The sequence below is a fragment of the Pseudomonas sp. TAE6080 genome (assembly GCF_018732265.1).
GTDB classification, from domain to species: Bacteria; Pseudomonadota; Gammaproteobacteria; order Pseudomonadales; family Pseudomonadaceae; genus Aquipseudomonas; species Aquipseudomonas brenneri.
The window spans coordinates 76,354-91,954 of record NZ_JAHIDY010000028.1 but is presented as its reverse complement, the minus strand read 5'-3'; the positions used below and the strand labels follow the sequence as shown (position 1 = coordinate 91,954).

Annotated in this window: 18 protein-coding genes; 11 read left to right on the top strand and 7 right to left on the bottom strand. The window is 61.6% G+C overall.

The features are described 5' to 3' along the window. Window positions 1–80: hypothetical protein (locus KL786_RS29650; RefSeq protein ID WP_232925531.1), on the top strand; the 80-nt coding region annotated here is incomplete at its 5' end. Between the two features lie 134 nt (window positions 81–214). Here KL786_RS29650 and KL786_RS20365 read toward each other — a convergent pair. Further along, entirely contained in the window at window positions 215–514 is a 300-nt protein-coding gene (locus KL786_RS20365; protein WP_215518775.1) for a putative quinol monooxygenase, read from the bottom strand. 83 nt (window positions 515–597) lie between these two features. Then, window positions 598–1,608 (bottom strand): zinc-binding alcohol dehydrogenase family protein, encoded by a 1,011-nt coding sequence (locus tag KL786_RS20360; RefSeq protein ID WP_215518770.1) that lies wholly within the window; start codon window positions 1,606–1,608, stop codon window positions 598–600. 112 nt (window positions 1,609–1,720) lie between these two features. Between KL786_RS20360 and KL786_RS20355 the strand changes: the two genes are divergently transcribed. Together KL786_RS20355 and KL786_RS20350 are read left to right on the top strand one after the other, a co-directional pair. Beyond that, entirely contained in the window at window positions 1,721–2,611 is an 891-nt protein-coding gene (locus tag KL786_RS20355; RefSeq protein ID WP_215518769.1) for a LysR family transcriptional regulator, read from the top strand. A gap of 36 nt (window positions 2,612–2,647) precedes the next feature. Beyond that, on the top strand, window positions 2,648–3,136 hold the full coding sequence (locus KL786_RS20350; RefSeq protein ID WP_032860742.1) for a DUF1289 domain-containing protein: 489 nt from the start codon (window positions 2,648–2,650) through the stop codon (window positions 3,134–3,136). A 70-nt stretch (window positions 3,137–3,206) separates the two neighbouring features. On the opposite strand, the gene mdeB is transcribed toward KL786_RS20350, so the two are convergent. Continuing rightward, on the bottom strand, window positions 3,207–5,885 hold the full coding sequence (gene mdeB / locus KL786_RS20345; RefSeq protein WP_215518768.1) for an alpha-ketoglutarate dehydrogenase: 2,679 nt from the start codon (window positions 5,883–5,885) through the stop codon (window positions 3,207–3,209). Window positions 5,886–6,077: 192 nt separating this feature from the next. Between mdeB and KL786_RS20340 the strand changes: the two genes are divergently transcribed. Both KL786_RS20340 and pcsA read left to right on the top strand, forming a co-directional pair. Then, entirely contained in the window at window positions 6,078–7,016 is a 939-nt protein-coding gene (locus tag KL786_RS20340) for a class I SAM-dependent methyltransferase (RefSeq protein ID WP_215518767.1), read from the top strand. A 150-nt stretch (window positions 7,017–7,166) separates the two neighbouring features. Continuing rightward, window positions 7,167–7,889, top strand: a complete 723-nt coding sequence (pcsA, locus tag KL786_RS20335; protein ID WP_215518766.1) for a phosphatidylcholine synthase — start codon at window positions 7,167–7,169, stop codon at window positions 7,887–7,889. A 372-nt stretch (window positions 7,890–8,261) separates the two neighbouring features. Here pcsA and KL786_RS20330 read toward each other — a convergent pair whose 3' ends face one another. After that, window positions 8,262–9,047 (bottom strand): sulfite exporter TauE/SafE family protein, encoded by a 786-nt coding sequence (locus KL786_RS20330; protein WP_215518765.1) that lies wholly within the window; start codon window positions 9,045–9,047, stop codon window positions 8,262–8,264. Window positions 9,048–9,249: 202 nt separating this feature from the next. Here KL786_RS20330 and KL786_RS20325 point away from each other — a divergent pair, with 202 nt between their 5' ends. From KL786_RS20325 to KL786_RS20300, 6 genes are all read left to right on the top strand, one after another. Further along, entirely contained in the window at window positions 9,250–9,771 is a 522-nt protein-coding gene (locus KL786_RS20325) for a DUF3455 domain-containing protein (RefSeq protein ID WP_215518764.1), read from the top strand. Between the two features lie 89 nt (window positions 9,772–9,860). Continuing rightward, the gene (locus tag KL786_RS20320; protein WP_215518763.1) at window positions 9,861–10,400 is read left to right on the top strand and encodes a sigma-70 family RNA polymerase sigma factor; all 540 of its coding nucleotides are present in this window, start codon (window positions 9,861–9,863) and stop codon (window positions 10,398–10,400) included. Next, the gene (locus tag KL786_RS20315; RefSeq protein ID WP_215518762.1) at window positions 10,397–11,089 is read left to right on the top strand and encodes an anti-sigma factor; all 693 of its coding nucleotides are present in this window, start codon (window positions 10,397–10,399) and stop codon (window positions 11,087–11,089) included. Before KL786_RS20320 ends, KL786_RS20315 begins: the two co-directional genes overlap by 4 nt. A gap of 84 nt (window positions 11,090–11,173) precedes the next feature. Then, window positions 11,174–11,731, top strand: coding sequence for a UPF0149 family protein (locus KL786_RS20310; protein WP_215518761.1), 558 nt, complete (start codon window positions 11,174–11,176; stop codon window positions 11,729–11,731). Between the two features lie 102 nt (window positions 11,732–11,833). Next, window positions 11,834–13,090 (top strand): 3-phosphoshikimate 1-carboxyvinyltransferase, encoded by a 1,257-nt coding sequence (gene aroA / locus KL786_RS20305; RefSeq protein WP_032860753.1) that lies wholly within the window; start codon window positions 11,834–11,836, stop codon window positions 13,088–13,090. Between the two features lie 32 nt (window positions 13,091–13,122). Beyond that, on the top strand, window positions 13,123–13,512 hold the full coding sequence (locus tag KL786_RS20300) for a hypothetical protein (protein WP_215518760.1): 390 nt from the start codon (window positions 13,123–13,125) through the stop codon (window positions 13,510–13,512). A 43-nt stretch (window positions 13,513–13,555) separates the two neighbouring features. Here the strand turns inward: KL786_RS20300 and KL786_RS20295 are convergent, their stop codons facing one another. From KL786_RS20295 to KL786_RS20285, 3 genes are all read right to left on the bottom strand, one after another. Next, window positions 13,556–13,777: a hypothetical protein gene (locus KL786_RS20295; RefSeq protein WP_215518759.1), complete on the bottom strand. Its 222-nt coding sequence runs from the start codon at window positions 13,775–13,777 to the stop codon at window positions 13,556–13,558. A 186-nt stretch (window positions 13,778–13,963) separates the two neighbouring features. After that, window positions 13,964–14,644 (bottom strand): GNAT family N-acetyltransferase, encoded by a 681-nt coding sequence (locus KL786_RS20290; protein WP_215518758.1) that lies wholly within the window; start codon window positions 14,642–14,644, stop codon window positions 13,964–13,966. 27 nt (window positions 14,645–14,671) lie between these two features. Further along, window positions 14,672–15,586: a LysR family transcriptional regulator gene (locus tag KL786_RS20285; RefSeq protein WP_215518757.1), complete on the bottom strand. Its 915-nt coding sequence runs from the start codon at window positions 15,584–15,586 to the stop codon at window positions 14,672–14,674. Window positions 15,587–15,601: the final 15 nt, after the last annotated feature.

Below are 15,601 nucleotides of genomic sequence, written 5' to 3'. Positions count from 1 at the left end.
TGGACTTGAAGAAAGAGAAGAACTTCTTTGAGACGCGAGTGATTGAGTATCAGACCGGTGGGGCGTTGAGCTGGGATTGATCGACCCACACCTCCTGTAGGAGCGAGCTTGCTCGCGAAGATCGTCAACGATAACCCAGGCCCCTGGATAAACGTGGCGCCTACGCGTTTTTCGCGAGCAAGCTCGCTCCTACAATCAGTTGCGGTGTACGGCCTCAGTTGGACACTTGCTCAAGAAAGATCAGTTTCAGTGGTTCGTTGAGCAAGTCATCCGCCGTGGCGGCAAAGCGCTGGAAGTACGGCATCGCAAAGTGCGCATCGAGGGCCGCCTGGTTCTTGAACGCTTCACGCATATAAAACGTGCCGAGCTCATCACGCAGTTCGAACAACACGTAATCCAGGTTGCCTGGCTCGGTACGGGTCGGCTCGACCAGGGCCAGCAAACCGGCCTTGAGCGCTTGTTCCTGGCCTGGCTTGGCCTTGAGTACGGCGATGGATATCAAGGGTTTGGTCATGCTGGCGACTCCGTTGGTAGGTTGGCTGGCGCATCCGGCAAGCATTGCGCACAGCGATAAGCCCAAGGCTTTGATCAGGGTGTTCATTGGAAATTCTCCAGCACAATTTTGCCCCGCGCCTTGCCGCTTTCCACCAGGGCATGGGCGCTGCGCATGTTGGCCGCGTTGATCGACCCAAAATGCGCACCCAGCGTGGTATGCAATACGCCTTGGTCGACCAGTTGCGCAACGCGGTTGAGCAGATGGTGTTGCTGGATCATGTCCACTGTTTCAAACAGCGAGCGGGTGAACATCAGCTCCCAGTGCAAGGACAAGGACTTGAGCTTGAGCGGCATGACATCCAGGCTGGCGGGATCGTCGATCAAACCCAGTCGCCCTTGGGGGCGCAGCACTTCGACCAGTTGCGCAAGGTACTCCTGGGTATGGGTGAGGCTGGCGACATGACTGACTCCATCAACCCCCAACGCTTGGAGCTGGGCCAGCATCGGCCGGCGATGGTCAATCACATGATGGGCGCCCATGCGCTGGACCCACTCGACAGTCTCCGGGCGCGAGGCGGTACCGATCACCGTCATTTTTGTCAGTTGACGGGCCAGTTGCACCAGGATCGAACCCACGCCGCCACCGGCACCGACCACCAACAGCACATCACCCTCGCCGCCGCCTTCGCTCACGCCAAGGCGATCGAACAGCAACTCCCAGGCGGTGATCGAGGTCAGCGGCAAGGCGGCGGCGTGGGCGGCGTCCAGGGTACGGGGCCGGTGGCCGACGATGCGCTCGTCGACGACCTGCAATTGGCTGTAGCTGCCAGCGCGAATCAAGGAACCGGCGTAGTACACCGCGTCGCCCGGCTTGAACAGGGTGACCTCGGCGCCCACCTCCTGCACGATGCCCGCCGCGTCCCAGCCGAGGATTTTCGGCTCCTTGGCAAAGGTACCGGAACGTACCTTGGTATCGACCGGGTTGACCGCCACAGCCTGCACTTGCACCAGCAGGTCCCGAGGGCCCGGCAGGGGTGCTTCGATATTCACATCGATCAGCGAGCGCGGATCGTCGATGGGCAGGCCATGTTGGGTGAAGGTAATTGCTTTCATGGAAACTCACGGGTGAAGAAGGACGATGGCCCTCGATGGCTTGCATTTTCACTGTTCCCAGGACGAAGAAAAATCGACAAAATGCAGCAACACTTTCATTGCTGGAGTGAAAATGATCCGCATCGATGATCTCGGCCTGTTCCTGCGCAGCGCCGCATTGGGCAGTTTCACCGCGGCTGCCGTGGAGGCGAATCTGTTGCCAGGCCAGGTGGCAGCGGCGATCAAGCGCCTGGAACGGGAGCTGGAGGTACGCCTGTTTACCCGCACCACCCGCAGCCTGCGCTTGAGTGCCGAGGGCGAACAGTACCTGCCCACCGCCCGTGGCGTGCTGGAACAACTGGAGCTGGGTCGCGAACGCTTGCGGGGCGATAACGCGCCGCTGCGGGGCACGCTGCAGATTGCTGCGCCTTCGGACCTGGGGCGCAATATCCTGCTGCCGATGCTCACCGAGTTCCGGCGCCTGCACCCTGAACTGGCCTTACGGTTCCTGGTGTCGGACCAGGTCACCAACCTGTTTCGCGACCCGGTGGACGTCGCCCTGCGTTACGGCTGGAACACAGACGCCAACTACATCGCCCTGCCCCTGGCCCCCTGGAACCGCCGGGTGCTGGTGGCGTCACCGGATTACGTGGCGCGCCACGGTGCGCCCACGTCGATCAACGAGCTAACCCACCACCCGTGCCTGTTGTACCTGCAAAACGGTCGCCTTCACGACCGCTGGGAACTGGGCGAGCAGACCGTGCAGGTCGCCGGCCCCTTGTTCAGTGACGACGCCGATGTGGTGCGGCGCTGGGCGGTGGCAGGTGAAGGCATCGCCTACAAATGCTGGCTGGATGTATACGCCGATGTGCAGGCCCTGCGCCTGGTGGTGCTGTTGCCCGAGATTCCCGGTGATGTGTACCCCTTGAGTTTTGCCTGCCCCCATCGCGGGCAGATGTCACGGGCAGTCACCCAGTTGTATCAATGGTTGAACCAGCAGTTCAGCGCCCTGAAGCGCCTGTGAACCCTTTTGTCGTGGATTAGGAAAGACGCGGTTTTTATGCCAAATCAAACCATCAAGACGCCGTGCGTCGGCCTGTGTTCCACCGTTTATGGCGACCTGGTCTGCCGTGGCTGCAAGCGTTATCACCATGAAGTCATTCAGTGGAACGGCTACAGCGCCGAGGAAAAACAAGCGGTCTGGCTGCGCCTTGAACAGTTGCTGGTGCAAGTCATGGCCAGCAAGCTGCAAGTGCTGGATGCCCCACGCCTGCGCCAGCAGCTGGAGGAGCGCAAGATCCGTTTTATGCCGCACCAGTCACCTTACTGCTGGGCCTATCAGTTGATTGCCCGCGGTGCGCGGGTGATTTCCAGGCTCGATGCCTATGGCCTGGCGCTGCTGCCGGAGTTTCGCGAACGGCACCTGGCGGATTTGCGCGATGCGATTGATCGGGAGTTTTTCCTGTTGTCAGAGGCGCATTACCAGCGCTACATCGCGCCGCAGTTTTTGCGTGAGGCGTTTGGGCCGGCGTTGATTGCCACGCTCTAGAACACACTGAAAAACCCTGTGGGAGCGGGCTTGCTCGCTCCCACATTTGGTCCTCATTTATCTTGAGGTGTCAGTGGGTCCAGGACGCCGCGCGCTCGGTGTGCAGGCCATAGCGCTCAATCGCCTGCTGGCACACCTGCGCCTCCAGGCTGCCCTGTTCCACCAAGGCCGCCAGCGCAGCGAGGACGATGTGGTGACGGTCCACCTCAAAAAAGTCGCGTAACGCCGCACGGGTGTCGCTGCGCCCGAAGCCATCGGTCCCCAGCACGGTGTAGCTCGACCCCAGGTATGAACCGATCATCTGTGGCACTGCGCGCACATAGTCCGACACCGCAACCACTGGCGCGCCTTGCGGCAGGCAGGTCGCCAGGTGACTGTGCCGTGGGGTTTGCAGCGGATGCAGGCGATTGTAGCGCTCCACCTCACGCGCCTCGCGGGCCAGTTCACTGAAGCTGGTCACGCTGAACACCTCGCTGTCGATCTGCCAATCATCGGCCAGCAACTGCGCGGCAGCCTGGGCCTCGCGCACCAGTGTGCCGGAGCCGAGCAGGCGCACCTTGCCACCGGCGTTGGCGCTGAGACGGTACATGCCCTTGATAATCGCCGCTTCAACACCTTCGGGCAGGCTCGGCTGCGGGTAGTTTTCATTCATCAGGGTCACGTAGTAGAACTCGTCCACATCGTGCTCAAGCATCTGGCGCATGCCGTGGTCGAGAATCACCGCAAACTCGCCGGCGAACGCCGGGTCGTAGGCGCGGCAGTTGGGCACAGTCGCGGCCATCAGGTGGCTGCTGCCGTCCTGGTGCTGCAAACCCTCGCCACCCAGGGTGGTACGGCCCGCCGTGGCTCCGAGCAGGAAGCCCCGGGCGCGCTGGTCGGCGGCGGCCCAGATCAGGTCGCCCACGCGCTGGAAGCCGAACATCGAGTAGTAGATGTAGAACGGCAGCATGCGCAAACCATGTACCGAGTAACTGGTGGCCGCCGCGACCCAGGAGCTGATGGCGCTGGCTTCGCTGATACCTTCTTCAAGAATCTGCCCATCGGTTGCTTCGCGATAGCTGAGGATCGAGCCGATATCTTCCGGCTCGTAGCGCTGGCCGACGCTGGAGTAGATGCCGATCTGCTTGAACAGGTTGGCCATGCCAAAGGTGCGCGCCTCGTCGGCCACAATCGGCACGATCCGCGGGCCCAGGGCCTTGTCCTTGAGCAGGTTGCTGAGCATGCGCACAAAGGCCATGGTGGTGGACATTTCCTTGCCTTCGGCCTGGGTGGCAAAACCGGCGTAGCCACTCACGGGCGGAACGGGCACCGGCTCGGCGCCCTGGCTGCGGCTGGGCACATAGCCGCCGAGGGCGGCGCGACGCTGGTGCAGGTAGCGCATCTCCAGGCTGTCGGCGGCGGGTTTATAGAAACTCAGGGACTCGGTCTGCTCGTCGCTCAAGGGCAACTGGAAGCGGTTGCGAAAGCCGATCAACGCCTCGCGGTCGAGTTTTTTCTGCTGGTGGGTGGTCATCTTGCCCTGCCCGGCCTCGCCCATGCCGAAGCCTTTCTTGGTCTGGGCCAGAATCACCGTAGGGCGCCCCTTGACCCGGCGCGCGGCGTGGTAGGCGGCATGGATTTTCAGCATGTCGTGGCCGCCGCGCTTGAGGCGGTCGATCTGCTCGTCGCTCAAGCCCGCCGCCAGTTTGGCCAGGGATTCGCTCTGGCCGAAGAAGTGCTCACGGTTATAGGCACCGTCCTTGGCAGCAAAGGTCTGGAACTGCCCGTCCACGGTCTGGGACAAGGTGCGCACCAACGCACCGTCTTCATCCTTGGCCAGCAAGGCGTCCCAGTCCGACCCCCAGACCAGCTTGATCACGTTCCAGCCGGCACCGGCAAACAGCGCCTCTAATTCATCGATAATCCGCCCGTTGCCACGCACCGGACCATCGAGGCGCTGCAGGTTGCAGTTGACCACCCAGGTCAGGTTGTCCAGGCCTTCGCGGGCGGCCAGGGTCAGGGCCGACATGCTTTCCGGCTCGTCCATCTCGCCATCGCCGAACACGCCCCACACGTGGCGGTCGGTGGTGTCCTGCAAGCCGCGATGGTGCAGGTAGCGCATAAAGCGCGCCTGGAAAATCGAGCTGATCGGGCCGATGCCCATGGAGCCGGTGGGAAACTGCCAGAAGTCCGGCATCAACCACGGATGCGGATAGCTGGACAGGCCACGGGCGCCCGCCTTGACGGCGCCCAGTTCCTGGCGGTAATGGGCCAGGTCCTGTTCGCTCAGGCGCCCTTCAAGGAAGGCGCGAGCGTAGATACCGGGGGCGGAATGGGGCTGGTAGAACACCAGGTCGCCGCCCTCATTGTTGTGGCGCGCACGGAAGAAATGGTTGAAGCCCACTTCAAACAGGTCCGCCGCGCTGGCATAGCTGGCGATATGGCCACCCAGTTCGCCATAGGCCTGGTTGGCCCGCACCACCATGGCCAGGGCATTCCAGCGGACCAACGAGGCCAGGCGCTCTTCGGTGGCCAGGTCGCCGGGAAAGTGTGGCTGCTGATCCACGTCGATACTGTTGATGTACGGCGTGCCATGGCGCGGCTTCCAGCCGATGGCCGGGGTGTTGCCGGCGTCGGCCAGCATATCGAGGATCTCCCGCGCACGTTCAGGGCCCGCATGGCGCACCAAGGACTCCAGGGCGTCGCGCCACTCGGTGAGCTCCTGCTGGTCAATGGCTGAGTGATTGACTGTCTTTACGAAACCGTTCATGGGCACCTCCGAGCTGTTTTTTCCAGTTTATGTCTGCCCAAAAGGATTTTTTGACTGTTCTGGGTAGGTTGCGGGGCGATTTGCAGCACGAAATGCTCAAATGCAGCTGATTAAAAGCACGTTGTGCTTCAGGCACCTGAAACACCGCAATTGTGTTTAAAATGCCGCCCGCTCAACGATCGACACTGCCCGATGACCCCAGACGCCCTCGCCCTGCTCCACACTCATCTGCTCGCAGCCCTGCGCGACGTACCTGCAGAAACCCGGCGCCTGTTCCACGGCCGGGGCCGCTGCTGGCCGGGTCTGGAACAACTGACTGTGGATTGGCTGCAAGGCGTGGTGCTGGTCTCGTTGTTCAAGGAACCCGAGGCGGTGCAACTGGATGCCTTGCAGCACTTGCTGCGCAACCTCTGCACCAGCAACGAATGGCAGCAGGCCGGCGCCCACACCCTGGCGCTGCAACACCGCTACCTGCTGCAAAGCACCACCGAATGGTTGTGGGGGGAGATGGTCGAGGAGTTGACCATCACCGAAGGCGGCCTGCGTTATCGCATCGACCTGGGCAAAAAGCAGAACAGCGGGCTGTTCCTCGACATGCGCTACGGCCGCAACTGGGTGCGCGAACACGCACGCGACCTGCGGGTACTGAACCTGTTTGCCTATACCTGCGGGTTTTCCGTGGCCGCCATCGAGGGCGGGGCCGAACATGTGGTCAACCTCGACATGGCCCGTGGTGCCCTGAGCCGGGGCCGCGACAATCATCGGCTCAATGGCCATGACCTGGGCAAGGTGAGCTTTTTGGGGCATGACTTGTTCAAGTCCTGGGCCAAGGTCACGGGCAGCGGGCCCTATGACCTGGTGATCATCGACCCGCCGTCGTTTCAAAAGGGCAGTTTCCTGCTGACCAAGGATTACCAGCGCGTGCTGCGGCGCCTGCCGGACCTGCTGACACCCCAGGGCACGGTATTGGCCTGCATGAACGACCCGGCGCTGGGCGAAGACTTCCTGATCGAGGGCGTCACCCGCGAAGCACCAGGGCTACGCTTTGAGCAGCGCCTGGAAAACCCACCGGAGTTTCCCGATATCGACCCGCAAAGCGGCTTGAAGGCCTTGGTGTTCCGCCAGGGCTGATGCCGAATGTGTCAACGCTTGCTACGCTGAATCCAAGGCCCTGGTGGTGAACCTTATCCCCCCCTTTCCGGTCGATACCTGCATTCCCTGGCCAGATTCGATGGTAAACCGCCGTCGGCTGCCCCGTTTGACCTTTTGGAGAACGCCCCTGTGATATCGACCCTGCATGTAGCCAGACTCAAAGCCTGGGGCGCCCATGGTTTTACCGCCACCGGCGTGGTGCTGGCCTTCCTCGCGACGCTGGCGCTGCTGGAGAACCAACCCAAGGCCTGCCTGCTGTGGCTGGGCCTGGCGTTGATCGTGGACGGCGTGGATGGATCGCTGGCGCGACGCGTCAATGTGCAGACCGTGCTGCCGAGCTTCGACGGCTCGGTGCTGGACCTGGTGATCGATTACCTGACGTATGTATTTATCCCGGCGCTGTTTATCTACCGCTATATCGACCTGCCGGACTTCACCCACCTGTTCACCGTCTCGGTGATTCTGGTGTCGTCGCTGTTCTGCTTCTGCAACGTCAACATGAAGAGCAAGGACAATTACTTCCAGGGCTTCCCCGCCGCCTGGAACGTGGTGGCGCTGTGTGTCTACATCATCGATCCACCCGCCTGGGTCACCTTGGCCACGGTGATCGGCCTGGCGCTGCTGACGGTGACCCCGATGAAGTTCCTGCACCCGTTTCGGGTCAAGCGCTTTATGCCGATCAACATTGCGGTGACCACGGTCTGGCTGCTGTGCAGCCTGTTGCTGGTGATCGACCAGCCGTACACCAACATGTTGACCATGGGTTTGTGGTTGTTGATGTCGGCATACTTCCTGGGGATTTGTATCTGGCGTACGGCGGTGGAGTGGTTGGATAAGTCGCACAAGGCATGATTTCAGGCTGGGGTCGGGTTTGTGTATATATCCATTTTTTACGTAACGGCGACTTAGGGTTCCGCTCTTACAGCGGCTCACTTTGGAAAAGCCCCAAAGTAAGCAAAGGGCTCTTGCCCCACCACTCGGTGCCTCGCCTAGGCTCGGCATGCCCGTAATCCGACATTGATTTGGGGGGCCGCCGCGATGGGCCATCCATGGCCCCGCGCGGCTAAACCGGCGTCCTGCCGGTTTACCCCCCAAATCAATATCGGATTACGGCCAGCGTGGTTTAACGGGGCGCTAAGATCAAAATCACAAGCAAAGCGAGGCGGCCTGACAGCCGACCTGATCGTCGACGCGTGCACGTCCCCCTGTAGGAGCTGGCTTGGCTCAAAACGCCAGCTTGAAGCCAATCAACCCCAACATCACCGCCAGGCACGGGCGTAGCAGTTCGTCCGGCACCCGGCCTGACATATGGCTGCCGACGTAGATGCCCGGCAGCGAGCCCATCAGCAAGAACCCCAGCAAATGCCAGTCCATGTTGCCCATGCTCGCGTGCCCAAGGCCGGCAACCAGGGTCAGCGGTACTGCGTGGGCGATTTCGGTGCCCACCAGGCGTTTGGTGGCCAGGAACGGGTACAGGATAAACAGCGCCACGGTGCCCAGGGCACCGGCCCCGATGGAGGTCAGCGCGACCATGGTGCCGAGGATCGCGCCGGTGAATACGGTCAGCCCGTTGAGGTTGCGCGGGCTCATATGGTAGTTGTCGCCAGCATGGCGCTGGGCAAAGGCCAAGAGCTTTTTCTTGAACAGGATCGCCAGGGCTGTCAGCAACAGCACCACGCCCAGGGCTTGTTTGATGACCTCGTTCATCGCGCTGGGATCGGTGTGCAGGCTCTTGAGGAACCACAGCGTCAGCAACACCGCCGGGACGCTGCCCAGGGTCAGCCAACCGGTGATGGTCCAGTCAATGTTCTTGTTCTTGCCATGCACCAGCACCCCACCCGCCTTGGTGATAGCCGCATACAGCAGGTCGGTGCCCACGGCCGTGGCCGGGTTGATGCCGAACCACAACAGGATCGGGGTCATGAGCGACCCGCCCCCCACACCGGTCATGCCGACGATAAAACCAACGATCAGGCCCGCCACTACGAAACCAAAATTACCCACATCCATTACAACTACCTGCGGCCTTATAAAATTCTGGCGGCAGCATAGCGATTTTTCTTATAACGACTTATACCAATACGATCTGACTTTATTCCTTTTTGTCTTGCAGATTTATTTGTCCTGGCGTGCATCCAATTCGCCACATCGTGAGTAGTACAGGGAGTAGCCACAGCGCTGCTCTGCTGTTCACCCTTACGGAGAGACACCGATGAACACTAAACCCCTGCTCTGCCTGACCTGCCTGCTGCTCGCCGCACCAGCGGCCTTTGCCCAGACCAGCCTGCCCGACAGCATCAAGGTGCCGGACGGACACAAGGTGACCATGGAAACCACCGGTGTCGGCGAAATCACCTACGAATGTCGTGACAAGGCCAACGCTGCCGGCCAGACCGAATGGGTCTTCGTCGGCCCCAAGGCCGTGCTTAATGACCGTAGCGGCAAACAGGTGGGTACTTACTTTGGCCCGCCCGCCACCTGGCAGGCCAAGGACGGTTCGAAAGTCACCGGCACGCAGTTGGCCGTAGCGCCGTCCAGCGCGGGCAACCTGCCTTATCAACTGGTCAAGGCCAATCCGGCTGAGGGCCAGGGTGCAATGACCGGTATCAGCTACATTCAGCGCGTGGCGCTCAAGGGCGGCGTAGCACCGAGTGCCGAATGCAGCACCGCCAACAAAGGCAAGCAGGCAGTGGTGAAGTACCAGGCGGACTACATCTTCTGGGCGGCCAAATGATCCGCCCGCAAAGCAAAGTCGTCTAAGCTGCTGCGATAGCCCCCGGCCACTCACGGCCGGGGTTTGACCCTGAAATGGCGGCCCCTGCCTTGCCCGAACCTCTCTTTGACTATGAAGCCTGCCTGTTGGCCTGCGCCCGCGGCGAACAACAAGCCTTGCGTCAGTTGTATGAACACGATTGCGCCCGTCTGCTCGGCGTGGCCAAGCGTATCGCACGGGACACAGCCCTGGCGGAGGACATCGTGCATGACGCCTTTATCAATATCTGGAACGGCGCCGGCGGTTTCGACCCGAGCCGGGGTTCGGCCCGTGGCTGGGTCTACAGCGTGACCCGGCATAGGGCGCTCAACTTTATGCGCAATACCGGTCGCGAAGTCGCGCTCAGTGACGAGCACGAACACACACTGGTAGCAGAGCCCAGTGTCGAGCATTTCGAGTACCGCGCCCGTAGCGGCAAGGTTTACCAGTGCCTGGAACACCTGGAACCGTCGCGTCGCAGTTGCCTGTTGCATGCGTATGTCGACGGCCTGTCCCACAGTGAAATCGCACAGAAACTGGGCACCCCATTGGGGACTGTCAAAGCCTGGATCAAACGCAGCCTTGCGGCATTGCGTGAGTGCATGGCATGACACCTGACGAATTGGACGAACTGGCCAGCGAATACGTGCTGGGCACCCTGGGGCCCGAGCAACGCCTGCACGTGCAACAACGCCTGGAACACGATGCGCCGTTGCGCGCGGCGGTGGATGCCTGGGAACAGCGCCTGCTGCCCCTGACCGAACTGGCCGAGCCAGTGGCGCCGTCGCCCAGTCTATGGCGGCGCATCGAACGCAGCCTGGGCCATCACACTGTGGACGCTGCACCGTCGGTGCCGTGGTGGAACCTGCTCGCCCTGTGGCGTGGCCTGGCCGGTGCAGGCTTGTTGGCCAGCCTGATCCTGGCTGCGCTGCTGCTGAGCCGCCCTGGCGCAGTCAATCCCACCGCCTATGTCGTGGTGTTGATGGCGCCACAGAGCCAGGCACCGGGCTGGGTGATCCAGGCCAGCAACGATCAGCATATCCAACTGATTCCACTGGGCGTGATGCAGATACCGGCCGACAAGGCATTGGAGTTCTGGACCAAGGGTGATGACTGGCAAGGCCCGGTTTCCCTCGGGCTGGTCAAGCCGGGGCAGAGCCTGTCGATCCCCCTGGATAAACTGCCGCCGCTGGCGCCCAACCAACTGTTCGAGATGACCCTGGAAGGCCCCAACGGCTCGCCGACTGGCAAGCCCACCGGGCCGATCCAGGCGATTGGTCGTGCGGTGAAGGTGATCTAGCACTGGATTTAAACGCCGACTCGCGCCATCCTCCGCGCTTTACGCCGCCTTATCTGCGGCGCTTGACGCTCAAAGGATATGTTCATGCACGACCAAGCCCTCGCCCCTGCCGATTTCGAGTTCATCGAAGACATTCTGCTCAAGTACGGCGACGACAACTCGGTGTTGAACCTGGCCGAACTCGATGGCTACTTCACCGCCCTGGTGTCCGGCCCGGCTGCGGTGGACGTCGCCATCTGGTTCCCGGCCATCTGGGGTGACCAGATCCCAGCCTGGGAAAGCAAGGCCGAACTGGAGAAGTTCATCGACCTGTGCACACGCCATATGAATAACATTGCCCAGCAGTTGGCCAACGATGCCCAGGGTTTCCAGGCGCGTTTTGAACACACCGAACATCAAGACCTGCCGCTGACCCTCGCCGAGGAATGGTGCTTTGGCTATATCCGTGGCGCGGCGATCAGCCAATGGCCAACCCTGCCGGCCGAGCAAGCAGCGCAGTTGGAAGCCATTTCCTGGTGCGCCGAACAGGACAATTTCGAATTGCCGGCGGACCTGGATGTCGCAGCCCATCAACAACAGGTGGCCCGCATCGAACCGGCGGCCAGGGCCCTGCATGCCTATTGGTTGACCCAACGCGCTTAAACCCACGGCATGATTTGACCCTGCCCCGCCAGATGGTCGATTATTCGTCTCCGCCAGCCGGCCACTCCCAGCCACCGCGCCTTGAATCAGGAGCCTTGTACCTTGAGTTCGCAGAAAACCGTGACCGTGACACCGCCCAACTTTCCATTGCACGGCAAGGTAGCGCCTCCCGGCTCCAAATCCATTACCAACCGCGCCCTGCTGCTGGCGGCCCTGGCCAAGGGCACCAGCCGCCTGAGTGGCGCACTGAAAAGCGACGATACCCGGCACATGTCCGTGGCCCTGCGCCAGATGGGCGTGACCATTGATGAGCCGGATGATGTGACCTTCGTCGTTACCGGCCATGGCCAGCTGCAGTTGCCGGCACAACCGCTGTTCCTCGGCAACGCCGGCACCGCGATGCGTTTTCTCACGGCCGCCGTGGCGACCGTGGAAGGCACCGTGGTACTGGACGGCGACGAATACATGCGCAAGCGCCCGATCGGCCCGCTGCTGGCGACCCTGAACCAGAACGGCATCCAGGTTGAAAGCCCCACCGGCTGCCCACCCGTGACCGTGCATGGCACTGGCCGCGTCCAGGCCAAGCGCTTCGAAATCGATGGCGGCCTGTCCAGCCAATACGTCTCGGCGCTGTTGATGCTTGCCGCCTGTGGCGAAGCACCAATCGAAGTGGCGTTGACCGGCAAAGACATCGGCGCCCGTGGTTACGTCGACCTGACCCTGGACTGCATGCGCGCGTTTGGCGCCCAGGTGGAAGTGGTCAACGAAAGCACCTGGCGCGTGGCCCCTACCGGCTACATCGCCAATGATTACCTGATCGAACCCGACGCCTCGGCGGCCACCTACTTGTGGGCGGCCGAAGTGCTCACTGGCGGCAGCATTGACCTCGGTGTTGCGGCACAGGACTTCACCCAGCCCGACGCCAAGGCCCAGGCGGTGATCGCGCAATTCCCGCAGATGCCAGCCACGGTCGTCGGCTCGCAGATGCAAGACGCCATCCCGACGCTGGCGGTGCTGGCAGCGTTCAACAATACCCCGGTGCGCTTCACCGAACTGGCCAACCTGCGGGTCAAGGAATGCGACCGCGTCCAGGCCCTGCATGACGGCCTCAACGAAATCCGCCCGGGGCTGGCGACCATTATCGGTGATGACTTGCTGGTGGCCAGCGATCCCGCGTTGGCGGGCACGGCCTGCACCGCGCTGATCGACACCCATGCCGACCACCGCATCGCCATGTGCTTTGCGCTGGCGGGCCTGAAAGTCTCGGGCATCCGGATTCAGGACCCCGACTGCGTGGGCAAGACCTATCCTGAGTACTGGAACGCCCTGGGCAGCCTGGGCGTGCAATTGACCTACTAAGCCGTCAGCACCCGCGTGGGGAGGGAGTGATCATGACAATTCGCCAACCCTGCCCACCTACCGTGTGTGACTGCGCGCGCGAACAACTGCTGGATGCGCCTGGCACCGACCAGCGCATCCTGCAACTGACCCGCCAGGAAGAAAAGAAACTGCTCGACCGCCTGGAGAACCTGCAAAGCCTGGCGGACCTGGAGCGCATGCAACACCTGATGCACCAGCAATTGGGCATCCGCGTACACATCGCCCCAGGGCATACCGAAGTCAAAAGCATGCGCGGGATCCAGATCCTGATCGATGAACTGCCGGGGCTGTGTCGCAAGACCCGGCAGTCGATTCCGGCGGCGATTCGCAAAGGCATGGAGAAGCGGCCGGAGATTGCATATCGATTACTGGATGCCCATGACTTGTTTCGAGAAAACTAGGCCTGCCACCGGGTAAACCGGTGGCAGGCGTCAAATACATGACTTACCAAGTATAAGTGCCGCCGCCCGGCGTTTTGAATGTGAATGTTTTTTCTTTAGCAGGCTCTTGATTCTCGTTATTGTTCCCCGATTGCTCGTTTTCTAATTTGTGTTTTTGAGCATTATCCAACGTCTCCAGCCGTGCTTCGAACGCAGTAGGCTTTTGCTGTGAGGTATCGATGGTGGGAGCAAGTATTCCTGGGGTATTGGCGGAAATCGAAGACATGTTTTTCTCCATTGGCAATAGTTTTACCAACCTCGGCTACATCTCTGTTGCAGCTTGTACAGGCTAGTAATCACTAGTGGCCGATAAACAAAAACAGTTCCTATGGATCCGGATGCATTCTGTTTGTTGCCATTGAAACCAGCGCCTGACGCAACTGCGCACGCCTAGTATTCAAAGAGTAGACAGCTACTCCTGCCGGACCTGCACAAACAGCTGAGCCTTGCGGGTCATCTGGTCGAAATGCCGGTCACGCTGTTTCTCGGCGTCGATCATCGCGCGCTTGCCGTATTTGTGTAGCAAGTAAGTGTGGATTTGCCGCACCTCCAGCGAGCTATAGATCGACGCCACATCCAATACGCCCATCAGGCCATCGGTGCTGTAGTCACGTGTATTCATCAACACCTGGGTGCCACGCACACCACGCACCTGAAAGCCCATGGCCTCGAACGCCGGGACTTTTTCCACGGCGCAGGTCAATTCGCCATGGGGGTAACGGCTGAGCATCTCATCCATCATTGCCCGTGCCACGCCCTGCCGGCGGTGGCTGGCATGCACGGCCATGTAGGCCACGCCGCAGGCCTCGGGATCGTCCTTGACCGGCAGGTACAGCAAGAAGCCGATGACCTTGGCCGGGTCCTGCTCATCCGTCGCCACAATCAGCTCGACCGCAATGCCCTTGGACCCACCCAGCGCCTCCAGGTACAGGTGCACTTCGTAGCCGATTGCATACTGGTAGACGTTGTACAGCAAGTTGCTCGGCGGGATGGCGACCATGCTGATATCGGTCAGGTAGTCGACCACCATCTGCAGGATCTGGCTATTGACCGGCTCGGGGCATGGGGCTGTGTAGTGGGTAAGGGTGAACATCGAATTCCTGTTTCCTGGTATTTCGTATCAAGGCGGTGGGGATTGTACCTGTTCTGCGCCACAGACCTGGCGCAAACAACCGCGCAACCAACGATGCGCGAGGTCGGCATCCAGACGTGGATGCCAGAGCATCGCCACGCTGAACGGTGGCACCTCGACCGGCAGGGCAAAACTGCACAGGCCATCGCGCAGGCCGCTGGTATAGCGCTCGGGAACGCTGGCGATCAGGTCGGTCCTGTGCGCCAGGGCCACGGCCGTAGAGAACCCGGTGACGATGGTCGCCACGTCTCGCGTCAGGTGCAAGGCCTCAAGCGCATCGTCAATCTGCCCACGCTCGCGCCCGCGCCGGGACACGTAGATATGCCGGCCGGCGGCGTAGCGCGCGGTGGTGATGGGGCCTTGGCTCAGTGGATGGCCGGCGCGGACCACACCGATAAAGCGGTCGCGAAACAGCAATTGGGTCAGCACTTCCGGGTTGGCCGTGCTATCGACCACACCGGTTTCCAGGTCCACACCGCTGTCGCGCAGCGGCGTGCCATCGTGGCCGGGTTTATGGACGAAATGCAGGCGCACGCCGGGTGCTTCTTCGGCGACACGGGCGATCAGCGCAGGGCCGAAACTTTCGACAAAACCTTCGCTGGTGCGCAGCACGAAGGTGCGCACCAGGCCCTTGAGGTCCAGTGCCTGATGTGGACGCAGCAACACTTGGGCATCCTGCACCAGTTGGCTGACCTGCTCGCGCAACTCCAGGGCGCGTGGGGTCGGTACCAGCCCCCGGCCTGCACGCACCAGCAAGGGGTCGCCGGTGGTTTCCCGCAAGCGGGCCAGCGCGCGGCTCATGGCCGATGGGCTCAGGCCCAGGCGTTGGGCGGCACGGGCGACACTGCCTTCGGCCAGCAGCACGTCCAGGGTGACCAACAGGTTGAAATCAGGCAGCGACACAGGATGATCCTCACC

Coding starts and splice junctions, on each gene's coding strand:
- KL786_RS20365 (WP_215518775.1), bottom strand. CDS start 514: ATGACCAAACCCTTGATATCCATCGCCGTACTCAAGGCCAAGCCAGGC.
- KL786_RS20360 (WP_215518770.1), bottom strand. CDS start 1,608: ATGAAAGCAATTACCTTCACCCAACATGGCCTGCCCATCGACGATCCG.
- KL786_RS20355 (WP_215518769.1), top strand. CDS start 1,721: ATGATCCGCATCGATGATCTCGGCCTGTTCCTGCGCAGCGCCGCATTG.
- KL786_RS20350 (WP_032860742.1), top strand. CDS start 2,648: ATGCCAAATCAAACCATCAAGACGCCGTGCGTCGGCCTGTGTTCCACC.
- mdeB (WP_215518768.1), bottom strand. CDS start 5,885: ATGAACGGTTTCGTAAAGACAGTCAATCACTCAGCCATTGACCAGCAG.
- KL786_RS20340 (WP_215518767.1), top strand. CDS start 6,078: ATGACCCCAGACGCCCTCGCCCTGCTCCACACTCATCTGCTCGCAGCC.
- KL786_RS20330 (WP_215518765.1), bottom strand. CDS start 9,047: ATGGATGTGGGTAATTTTGGTTTCGTAGTGGCGGGCCTGATCGTTGGT.
- KL786_RS20325 (WP_215518764.1), top strand. CDS start 9,250: ATGAACACTAAACCCCTGCTCTGCCTGACCTGCCTGCTGCTCGCCGCA.
- KL786_RS20315 (WP_215518762.1), top strand. CDS start 10,397: ATGACACCTGACGAATTGGACGAACTGGCCAGCGAATACGTGCTGGGC.
- KL786_RS20310 (WP_215518761.1), top strand. CDS start 11,174: ATGCACGACCAAGCCCTCGCCCCTGCCGATTTCGAGTTCATCGAAGAC.
- KL786_RS20300 (WP_215518760.1), top strand. CDS start 13,123: ATGACAATTCGCCAACCCTGCCCACCTACCGTGTGTGACTGCGCGCGC.
- KL786_RS20295 (WP_215518759.1), bottom strand. CDS start 13,777: ATGTCTTCGATTTCCGCCAATACCCCAGGAATACTTGCTCCCACCATC.
- KL786_RS20290 (WP_215518758.1), bottom strand. CDS start 14,644: ATGTTCACCCTTACCCACTACACAGCCCCATGCCCCGAGCCGGTCAAT.